General features: G+C 70.4%; 8 protein-coding genes. 4 read left to right on the top strand and 4 right to left on the bottom strand.

Annotated features, from left to right (window positions below; translation table 11 throughout):
- From FREUN1FDRAFT_RS18870 to FREUN1FDRAFT_RS18860, 3 genes are all read right to left on the bottom strand, one after another.
- On the bottom strand, window positions 1–435 hold a 435-nt coding region (locus tag FREUN1FDRAFT_RS18870; RefSeq protein ID WP_035952264.1), incomplete at its 3' end, for a transposase.
- A gap of 240 nt (window positions 436–675) precedes the next feature.
- A complete protein-coding gene (locus FREUN1FDRAFT_RS18865) occupies window positions 676–1767 on the bottom strand; it encodes a TerC family protein (protein WP_006541733.1) in 1092 nt (363 codons plus the stop codon).
- A 312-nt stretch (window positions 1768–2079) separates the two neighbouring features.
- Entirely contained in the window at window positions 2080–3306 is a 1227-nt protein-coding gene (locus FREUN1FDRAFT_RS18860) for a hypothetical protein (RefSeq protein WP_006541732.1), read from the bottom strand.
- 336 nt (window positions 3307–3642) lie between these two features.
- Between FREUN1FDRAFT_RS18860 and FREUN1FDRAFT_RS18855 the strand changes: the two genes are divergently transcribed.
- Together FREUN1FDRAFT_RS18855 and uvrB are read left to right on the top strand one after the other, a co-directional pair.
- Entirely contained in the window at window positions 3643–5340 is a 1698-nt protein-coding gene (locus tag FREUN1FDRAFT_RS18855) for a CdaR family transcriptional regulator (RefSeq protein WP_006541731.1), read from the top strand.
- A gap of 113 nt (window positions 5341–5453) precedes the next feature.
- Window positions 5454–7580, top strand: a complete 2127-nt coding sequence (gene uvrB / locus FREUN1FDRAFT_RS18850) for an excinuclease ABC subunit UvrB (RefSeq protein WP_035952288.1) — start codon at window positions 5454–5456, stop codon at window positions 7578–7580.
- Window positions 7581–7614: 34 nt separating this feature from the next.
- Here the strand turns inward: uvrB and coaE are convergent, their stop codons facing one another.
- A complete protein-coding gene (gene coaE, locus FREUN1FDRAFT_RS18845) occupies window positions 7615–8268 on the bottom strand; it encodes a dephospho-CoA kinase (RefSeq protein WP_006541729.1) in 654 nt (217 codons plus the stop codon).
- Between the two features lie 124 nt (window positions 8269–8392).
- Here coaE and FREUN1FDRAFT_RS18840 point away from each other — a divergent pair, with 124 nt between their 5' ends.
- Window positions 8393–9208, top strand: coding sequence for a hypothetical protein (locus FREUN1FDRAFT_RS18840; protein ID WP_006541728.1), 816 nt, complete (start codon window positions 8393–8395; stop codon window positions 9206–9208).
- A gap of 107 nt (window positions 9209–9315) precedes the next feature.
- Window positions 9316–10377 (top strand): M4 family metallopeptidase, encoded by a 1062-nt coding sequence (locus FREUN1FDRAFT_RS18835; RefSeq protein ID WP_006541727.1) that lies wholly within the window; start codon window positions 9316–9318, stop codon window positions 10375–10377.
- Window positions 10378–10398: the final 21 nt, after the last annotated feature.

Genomic DNA, 10398 nt, shown 5'->3' with positions numbered 1-10398 from the left:
CCGCCCGCCCGCCTTGAGCAGCCCCTCGGCGACCAGACGCGCCAGAAGCGCGTCGAGCGCGTGGGTCGCCAGATCCCCCTCGACCAGCCGCGCGCGGAACTCCGAGAACACGCTGGCGTCGAACCCCGGATCGTCGAGATCGAGACCGAGCGCGTATTTCCACGACATCCGGTCGCGGACCGCGTCCGCGGCCTGCCGGTCGGTGAGGTTCTCGGAGAACTGCAGAACCGTGGCCATCATCAGCTGGGCCGGAGAGATCCCCGGCCGGCCCCGCACCCCGAACGCGCCGGTGAACCGCCCGTCCTCGTAGACCACACCGAGCTCGTCACGGATACGCATCGCCAGGTTCCCCTTCGGGAACGCGGCACGCGCGACCCGCGCGGTCAGCGGTGGGACCTCGGGCCAGGGTCTCGGCTGCAGGGACACGACCGCCATCCTCCCGACCCGACACCCCACGACCAGCACACCGTCCCGGGTGTTGCGCGAGAGTTGACAGACCCTGACACCCTCACCCTGGGCCGACCCAACACCCCCGGCCGCACCACAGACCCGCTCAAACCCGACCAGCCATGCCAAGCCGGACTCGCACCCCCACAGCCCGAATAAACCAGCAGGGTCTGAAACGACCGAAATCCTTACTTCTTGCGGATTATCAAGCGACCCCACGCCCCCTGTTCAGCGACCCTGCGACGCGGCTCGCTTCGAGAGACCGTCGGCGCCGGAGTCGGCTCCGTCCGACGATGTCATCGCGGCGGACCCGGGTGCCGCCGGGATTCCGACGCCATCGGCAGCATCAGCACCGGAAGATCCAGCAGCACCGGAAGATCCAGCAGCATCGGTGTCGCCATCGGCATCGCCGGAGGGCGGGGGCGTCGCCAGCGACCAGGTGATCGAACCGGCGAGCACCACGGCGATGACCGTCAGCGACAGCCAGATCGGCATGTGCCAGACATCGGTGAGGAGCATCTTGACGCCGATGAACGCGAGAATGACGGCCAGACCGGTGGCAAGGTGGTGGAACTTCTCCATCAGGCCGGACAGCAGGAAGAAGAGCGACCGCAGACCGAGAATCGCCAGCGCGTTCGCGGTGTAGACGAGGAAGGTCTCGTTCGTCACGCCCAGCGCCGCCGGCACGGAGTCGAACGCGAACAGGACGTCGGCCGTCTCGATGGCGACCAGGACCGCGAGCAGGGGGGTGGCGACGAGCTTCCCAGCCCTACGCAGCACAAAATGCTGGCCCTCGTAGGAATCCGTCACCGGCATCACCTTGCGCAGCAGTTTGACCGCTTTGCTCTGCCCCGGGTCCATGTCCACACCGTCGTCACGGACCATCTTAAACGCGGTGAACAGGAGAAATGCACCGAAGATGTAGATGACGAAGCTGAAGTGCTCCAGCAGCGTGATGCCGGCGGCGATGAAGACGAAACGCAGCACAAGCGCGCCGAGCACACCGTAGAAAAGCACCCTGTGCTGATATTCACGAGGAACCTTGAAGTACGAGAAGATCAGCGCGAAGACAAACAGGTTGTCGACGGACAGACTCTTCTCGAGCAGATACGCCGCCGTGTACTCGCCGGCGGCACCCGGCCCCTGCCACGCCCAGATGACGAAGGCGAAGGTGATTCCCAGGGACACCCATCCGACACTCCACCAGGCGGCTTCACGGAAGCCGATGACATGTGCCTTCCGATGAGCCAGCAGGTCGATCGCCAGGAGCAGGAGCAGGCCGCCGACGAAGGCGGCCCAGGCCCAGACTGGTACGTGCACGGAAAATCCTCCGGAATGCTTTCTTGAGGTGAGGGTGGCTCGGGGACGTGGAGGTCATCGCTCCAGCCGGCCGGGCGCCTTTGCCGGCAGCCGGCCAGAGCAGGTTCACCGCCGACGCGGTGCGGGACATCCGCACGCGCCGGGTCGTAAGGAGCGCTTCAGGGCCGCGTCGAAGGTGCGACAGTGCTCTGAAGGGCGTCGAGGGTGCGAGAGACATTGCGAGCCCAGAGCCGCTGAGGGTGCGAGACGTTGAGGGCCCAGAGGCGTTGAGGGCCCAGAGGCGTTGAGGGTGCGAGAGGCGTTGAGGCGGGGTCAGCGGCGGCGACCGAAGCCCACAGGCGAGACGACGCGGCCGTGCGGCGGCGAGGCCTCCAGAGCCCTGGCGATCTCACCCGGCCCCACGGTGCCCACCATCTCCTGCCCGCCGTCGGGACCGGATTCCACCACCACGATCACGCCCGCGGCGGGGCGTTGCGCCAGCCGCGAGGTGACGCTGGCCAGCGGCTCGTCCGGCCGGGCGACCGCGACCCGGTCCAGCGGGATCGCCACCCGGGTGACACGGGCCAGGCCACGATCGTCCGCGGGAACGGCGGCCAGATCTCGCAGCAGTACCACTCCCAGCAACGGACCCGCGAAGTCGCGCACCGCGAACACCGAACCGCCGGAGGGGATCGCGGTCTCCTCCAGGGCACTGCCCACCGTCTTCCAGGCCTGCAGTGCAGGCGGTGCGGGCACCATCACGTCCCGCACGAACACGCCGCTCAGCGCGGTCGTCGCCTTCTGCTGCGCCTGCGCGACCCGTGAGCTGCCGAGCGCCAGCCAGCCGAGCAGAACCGCCCACAGGCCGACCAGCCCGATCAGCAGGACAGCCACGACGCCGAGAGCGATCAGCGTCCACCCGGTGATGACGCCGGCGCGGGCCACCGCCGCCGCGGCGGCGGCCTTGTCACCGGTACGGCGAACGACGCGGGCCGCGAGGATGCGGCCTCCCGCGCTGCGCGGCGCGGGCAGCAGATCGACCACGGTGATGAGCAGGGCGAACGTTCCAACCCACAGGGCGACCTCGCCGAGCAGCTTCAGCGTTCCGGCGGGCGCGAGCGCCCCGGCTGCGACCAGGACGACTCCGACCAGCGCGGTGACGGTCAGACCGGCCCGGGCGATGGCGGCGTCGGCGGCGGGGTCGTCGGTACCGGGCGTGAGTGGCTCGGACGCGCCGAGGCCGTCCGAGGCTCCACCCCGTTGCGCCGGAGCGAGCACGAGACGGCTGCCGAAGGCACCGAGCGTGATGCCGACCACCTTGATCCCCGCACGGCGCGCGGCCGCGGCACGAGCGAGGTCGGCCGCCAGCAGCAGCACGACCAGCAGGCCGGCTCCGATCACGCCACCGCTGAAGTACGCGAATCCCGGCCGGTCCGGCGCGGTTGCCGGGAGGGTGAACGCGGCCAGCACGACCGTCACGATCGTTACGGACACGAACAGACCCGGGCGCACCGTGATGGGGGTATGCGCGGTGTCACGTGGGCCGGTCTTCGCGAACATGTCGCGGTTTGATCCTTTCCCTTTCACTTCTGTCACTTCCGTCCGGGCTGCTTACGCCTGCGAGGAGTCGGGCCGGGTGGCCTCCGGTCGAGCCGGTGCGTGCCATCTGCCTGCGCCCGAGGAGTCGAGCGGCGGCACTGGTACCTCTGGCCCGCACAGCACCTGGCCCGCACACCGCCGCGCCGAGGCCTCGCCGCGGCTCGTCCAATGCCCGTCACCAGGCTCAACGCTCAGCCTGCCCTTCGACGTCCCGGCAGACACCGTCCGGACTCCGCGACTTTGTCTACGATTTCCTTGCCGACACTCGGCAGCCCGACGGGGGGAGACACGAGAGCTGTGGCAGACACCGACCAACGCCCTGGGTGGCCCATCGAGCACGAAGAGCAGGTCACAGGGCTGCCTGGCACGAGCCTCACCCGGCTGCCCCGGGCTGCCGTGCTGGCTGCCGCCGATGCCCGCCTGCACGCCGGGCTGCTGGGCAACTACCTCGACGTACTCGCCTCCACCGCGGACAGCGGGCGGCGGCTGACCCGGGCCGAGCTCGACACGTTCCGGGCCCTCGGCCAGGCCGCCGCCGAATCCGGAGCCTCGCTGCCCGCGCTCGTCGACCTCTACCTGTCGGCGACCTGGCGGGTCTGGCCGTCGCTGCCCACCGTCCGGCAGGCCGATCGCCTGGCCCGGTCCTCGGCGCACGGCCCGCAGCCGCGCGAGGCGGCCGGCCGGCCCGCCGAAGCAACCGGAGGGCCCGCCGAGGCAACCGGAAGGCCCACTGGCACAGGGCCGACTGTCGGCGCCGTCTCACGTACCCGCGCGGCGGCCTCCGCCGTCCTGCGTGCCAGCGACGACGTGGTCGCGGCGGTGTGCGAGGGCTATGAGCGCGCTCGGACGGCCCGCGCGCGCTCGGAGGAGGCGCTGCGCCGCGAGCTGGTCGACGACCTGCTGACCGGCACCTCGGAGGTGGGGCTGCTGCTGGAGCGAGCCGCGGCGTTCGGGTTCCGGCTGGAGGCTCCCCATGTCCTGCTCGTGTCTGCCGGGAGCCGGCGTTTCCTGGACGGCCGCGCCGTGGTCCGCGAGATCGAGGAGACGCTGCGCCGGCAGTGCCCGACGGAGCCGCTGGTCGCGACGAAGGACGGCATGCTCGTCTGTGTCGTTCCGCAGGAGTCCGAGCTGACCCTCCCGGTGACGCTGGGCGCGGCCAGCCTCCCTGCGGACGCTGCCGCCGGCACCGGGATGGATGCTGACGGCCACTCGGCCTTGCCCGGCGGCGCCGGATCCGAGGGCGGTGTGGTCCGGTCGGGCCAGGTCGTCGCCGACCCGCCCCCCGGACAGGGCCCCACCGTCCACACCCGCGCGGACGGTGGTTCCGGGCACCCTCGGATCGACCGTCCGACCGCCGACCGGACGTCCCCGCGAACCGTCGCGCCCCGCGGTCGACGGCGGCTGGACCCGCCTGAGGCCGGGGATGTCGGCTTCGCCCCGCTGCCCGGCGTCGCGCCGGCGCAGGCCGCTCCGACCGCCGCGATCCGGGCGATCACCCGGCGCCTGGCGGTCGAGCCGGAACTGGTCTGGCGGCTCGGGGTGAGCCGGGCGCGTAGCGGCGTGGCCGGGGTTCGGATCAGCTTCGAGGAGGCGCGCAACGCCGTCGAGCTCGCCGGGCGGATGCGGTTGGACGGCCAGGTCGTGCACACCGACGACCTGCTGATCTACAAGGTGCTCCTGCGGGACCGGGAACCGCTCGAGGAGCTCGTCGACACGGTGCTGCGCCCGCTGCGGTCGGCGCGGGGCGGGGCGGCACCGCTGATCGAGACTCTCGACGCCTATTTCGCGACCGGCGGTGTGGCGCTCGCGGCCGCCCGGCGGCTGCATCTGTCCGTCCGTGCGCTCACCTACCGGCTGGACCGGATCCACGCGCTGACGAAGCACGACCCGACCTCGCCGACCGACCGCTACGTGCTGCAGACCGCGGTGATCGGCGCGCGTCTGATCGACTGGGAGGGTGCGTCCCGGCGGCGGTCGGGTGATCCGGGCAGTTGATCGAGCAGGGCGACCGGTCGGGCGATGGGATCGGACGGCCGGAACGACCTGATCGGGGCAGGCCCGGCGACGCGGTCGGGAAACTGTCGGTGGCGTGTGGTGTTCTGGAAATCGTGAGCACAACGTTCGAACGCCCCACGACGGACCTGCAACGCTCGGCGGCGCCGTTCCAGGTCGTCTCGGAGTTCGCCCCGGCTGGTGACCAGCCGGCGGCGATCGACGAGCTCGCCCGCCGCATCCAGGCCGGGGAGAAGGACGTCGTGCTCCTCGGCGCGACCGGAACCGGCAAATCGGCGACGACCGCGTGGCTGGTGGAGCGGCTGCAGCGGCCGGCCCTCGTCATGGCACCGAACAAGACGCTGGCGGCCCAGCTCGCGAACGAGTTCCGGGAGCTGCTCCCGCACAACGCCGTCGAGTACTTCGTGTCCTACTACGACTACTACCAGCCCGAGGCGTACATCGCCCAGACGGACACATACATCGAGAAGGACTCCTCGATCAACGAGGAGGTCGAGCGCCTGCGGCACTCCGCGACGATGAATCTGCTGACCCGCCGTGACGTGATCGTGGTGGCCAGCGTGAGCTGCATCTACGGCCTGGGCACCCCGCAGGAGTACATCGACCGGATGGTGCGCCTGCGGGTGGGCGACGAGTTCGGGCACGAGCGGCTGCTGCGCCGTTTCGTGGACGTCCAGTACGCCCGCAACGACGTCGCATTCACCCGCGGGACGTTCCGCGTGCGTGGGGACACCGTCGAGGTGTTCCCCGTGTACGAGGAGCTCGCGGTCCGGATCGAGATGTTCGGCGACGAGATCGAGCGCCTGTCGTACCTGCACCCGCTCACCGGTGAGATCGTCCGCGAGGCGGAGGAGATCTTCGTCTTCCCGGCGACGCACTACGTCGCCGGGCCCGAGCGCATGGAGCGGGCGATCACCGGCATCGAGGCCGAGCTCACCGGGCGGCTCACCGAGCTGGAGCGCCAGAGCAAGCTGCTGGAGGCCCAACGGCTGCGGATGCGGACCAGCTACGACATCGAGATGATGCGCCAGGTCGGCTTCTGCTCCGGAATCGAGAACTACTCCCGGCACATCGACGGCCGCGCCGCGGGCACCCCGCCGCACACCCTCCTCGACTACTTCCCGGAGGACTTCCTCCTCGTCATCGACGAGTCGCACGTGACGGTGCCGCAGATCGGCGGGATGTACGAGGGCGACATGTCACGCAAGCGCAACCTCGTCGACCACGGCTTCCGGCTGCCGAGCGCGGTGGACAACCGCCCGCTGCGCTGGGAGGAGTTCCTGGAGCGGATCGGGCAGACGGTGTATCTCTCCGCGACACCGGGCCCGTACGAGCTGGGGCGCGGCGACGGCGTCGTGGAGCAGATCATCCGGCCGACCGGGCTGCTCGACCCGGAGATCATCCTCAAGCCGACCAAGGGCCAGATCGACGACCTGGTCCATGAGATCCGCCTGCGCGCCGAGCGTGACGAGCGGATCCTCGTCACCACGCTGACCAAGAAGATGGCCGAGGATCTCACCGACTACCTGCTGGAGCTCGGCATCCGGGTGCGGTACCTGCACAGCGAGGTCGACACCCTGCGCCGGGTCGAGCTGCTGACCGACCTGCGCCGCGGCGAGTTCGACGTCCTCGTCGGCATCAACCTGCTGCGGGAGGGCCTCGACCTGCCCGAGGTGTCGCTCGTCGCGATCCTCGACGCGGACAAGGAGGGCTTCCTGCGGTCGGACAAGTCCCTCATCCAGACCATCGGGCGAGCCGCCCGTAACGTCTCCGGCCAGGTCCACATGTATGCGGACAAGATCACACCCTCGATGAGCCACGCCATCGAGGAGACGAACCGGCGCCGCGAGAAGCAGATCGCCTACAACACCGAGCGTGGGCTCGACCCGCAGCCGCTGCGCAAGAAGGTCGTCGACATCCTCGACGACATGGTGCGGGAGACGGCGGGCGGCGAGATGATCGGCGGTGGCGGTCGGGCACAGTCCCGGGGCAAGGCCCCCGCGCCCGGCATGAAGTCGAAGGCCGGTGACACGGTCGGCCGCTACGCAGCCGAGCTCGCCGGGATGCCGCGCGAAGAGCTGGCGCAGCTCATCCGCCAGCTCGACGACCAGATGCACGAGGCGGCGAAGGAGCTGCAGTTCGAGCTCGCCGCCCGGCTGCGCGACGAGATCAGCGAGCTGAAGAAGGAGCTGCGGGGCATGGACGCCGCCAACGTCCGCTGACCGCCATCGCGTGGGCCGGCGCGGCCGGCTCGGCCTACGCGGGGCTGGAGGTGTCGGCGGAGGCGGTTGTGCCGGCGGAGGCGGTTGTGCCGGCGGAGGCGGCGTCGCGGCGCCGGAGCAGCTCCTGCCAGACCTCCCGCACCCGCGCGCTCAGGTCGTCGATCGTCCCGCTGTTGTCGATGAGGATGTCGGCGACGGCGCGTCGCTGCTCGTCGGTGGCCTGGGCCGCCATCCTGGCCTCGGCCTGGTCACGCGGAAGGCCACGTCGGGCCAGTCGCTCCAGGCGGAGCTCCCGCGGCGCCTCGACCACGAGGACAAGGTCGTAGCCTCCATGCGAGCCACCCTCGACGAGCAGCGGCACATCGTGGATCACGATCGCGTCCGCCGGGGCCGCGGCGATCCGCCGCTCCATCGTCGCCCGGATCAGGGGGTGGGTGATCGATTCCAGCCGCCGACGGCTCGCCTCGTCCGCGAACACCACCTGGCCCAGGGCCGCCCGGTCCAGCGCGCCGTCCGGCCCCAGCATGGCCGGGCCGAAGGCGGCGACGACCGCGGCCAGGCCCTCGCTGCCGGGCTCGACGACCTCCCGAGCGATGCGATCCGCGTCCACCAGGTAGGCACCGTGGCCCACCAGGAGCTCCGACACGGCGCTCTTGCCCGACCCGATACCGCCCGTAAGGCCCACCATCAGCACGTAGGTGAGTGTGCCAGGCGGCGCACGGCGGCGGCGGTCCTGCAGGTCAGCCGAAGGCGGCGAGAACCACCCGAGGGGCGGACCGGGGCAGGCCCTGCCGCGGGGTAAGACTGGACGAGTGGAGCCGCACCCGACCGGCACGACACCGGACGACGTGACCAGCCGGCACGGCGTCACCAACCAGCGGCACGGCGTCACCGGCCCGCATGACGTCACCAGCCCGCACGACGTCACCGGCCGCACCAGCGTCACCGGCCGGGACGGCGTCCCCGGCCGGCGCGGCCGGGTGTCGGCCCGGCTCCTCACCCGGCTCTGGCCGACGTTGCTGACCGGCGCACTGCTGGGCGCCGGCGGGCTTGGCCTCGCGTTCCTGCCCGCGTTGGCGAGCTCCGCTCCACTGCTGCTCATCGCGATGCGACCGACGGTGTCGGTCCTGCTCCTCGTCGGCGGTGAGGTCGCGTTCGTCCCCGCGCTGCTGGTCGCGACGGTGTTCCGGGCCTCGCTGGACGTCGGATACTTCGGCCTCGCCCGCCACAACGTGCAGTCGTTGTTGTTGCGCCGGGTCGGCACCAGCCGGCTGGTGGCCGCGCTCTCACGGCACCGGGCGCAGCGCGGCCTCCTGTGGTTCTGCCTCGTGAACACCAACCTCGCCGTCGACGCGGCGCTGGGCACAGGCTCCGTGCCGCTACGGCGCTTCCTGCGGTTCGTCGTCCCCGGGTCGGCCATCTCGGCCGCGCTCTACCTGTCAGCCGGCAGCGCGCTCGCTCCCTGGACGCAGGACCTCGTCCGCTGGTTGGACGACCATGCCGGGATGCTGATCCTCGGCGGGGTCGCGGTGGCCGCGGTCCACACCCTGGCGCTGCTGATCAACCGACGGCTCCACAAGGGCGGCACAAAAGGACACAACGATCAGTCTGGACATCAACCCGCGTAGCGACAAAGGTCGACTGCGACGGGTCATTCCATCCCGAACGGCCCGGCGAGCGCTGCCCACTGCGACGGCATCACCCGATGGAACGTCGCCTGATGAGGAGTCTCCCGATGAGCGTTCATCGTCGTTGCGCACCCTGTGCCGTGCCGCCGCACGTGTTGGAGCGCATCGCACGTAACGGAAACGACGAACAGCGGTCCTGGGCCCTTTCCACCATGGCCCAGGACGCGTCCCATCGCACGGTGCGAGTGCACAACGCCTTCCTGCGCGCGGCGCAGCGCACGGCGGCACCGCCTCGCCTCACCCCGACCAGCGGCCCGCGCCGCACCGTCGGCGACGCGAAGGAAGCCGAGGAGCTGCCCGGTGTGACGGTGCGCGCCGAGGGTGACAACCCGGTCGACGACACCACCGTGAACGAGGCGTATGACGGGCTCGGTGCCACGTTCGAGTTCTTCCGAGCCACCTACGGCCGGGATTCCATCGACGACGACGGTATGGCCTTACTCGCGACGGTCCACTACGGCAGCCATTACGACAATGCATTTTGGAATGGCCGACAGATGGTGTTCGGCGATGGCGACGGCGAGCTGTTCAATCGTTTCACCGTATCGCTGGACATCATCGGCCACGAGCTCGCCCACGGCGTCACCGAGGACGAGGCCCAGCTCATGTACCTGAACCAGTCGGGTGCGCTCAACGAGTCGATGAGCGACGTGTTCGGTTCCCTGGTACGGCAGTTCCAGCGGGGGGAGACCGCCGAGCAGGCCGACTGGCTCATCGGCGCGAGCCTGCTCACCGATGCCGTGCACGGCGTGGCGCTGCGCTCCCTGAAGGAGCCCGGAACGGCGTATGACGACCCTGTGCTCGGCGACGACATCCAGCCGGCGCACATGGACGACTACGTGCGCACCAATGCTGACAACGGTGGGGTGCACATCAACTCGGGAATCCCGAACAAGGCCTTCTACAACGTGGCGATCGCGCTCGGCGGGCACGCGTGGGAGCGCGCGGGTCAGATCTGGTACGAGGCGTTGCGCTCCCCTCAGCTGCGCCCGAACGCCACGTTCCGCTCGTTCGCCACCATGACGACGAGGCAGGCGCAGGTCCTGTTCGGCGCGGACGAGACGAAGACCGTCCGGGAGGCCTGGGCTGCCGTGGGCATCTCGGTCTGATCCGTCTTTCGCGGGCTGTCT

Origin of the sequence: Parafrankia sp. EUN1f, assembly GCF_000177675.1 — a bacterium.
Lineage (GTDB): Bacteria > Actinomycetota > Actinomycetes > Frankiales > Frankiaceae > Parafrankia.
Note: the sequence above shows the minus strand (reverse complement) of the source record. Positions and strands in the feature narration are given on the sequence as shown.

Coding starts and splice junctions, on each gene's coding strand:
- FREUN1FDRAFT_RS18860 (WP_006541732.1), bottom strand. CDS start 3,306: ATGTTCGCGAAGACCGGCCCACGTGACACCGCGCATACCCCCATCACG.
- coaE (WP_006541729.1), bottom strand. CDS start 8,268: ATGGTGGGCCTTACGGGCGGTATCGGGTCGGGCAAGAGCGCCGTGTCG.
- FREUN1FDRAFT_RS18835 (WP_006541727.1), top strand. CDS start 9,316: ATGAGCGTTCATCGTCGTTGCGCACCCTGTGCCGTGCCGCCGCACGTG.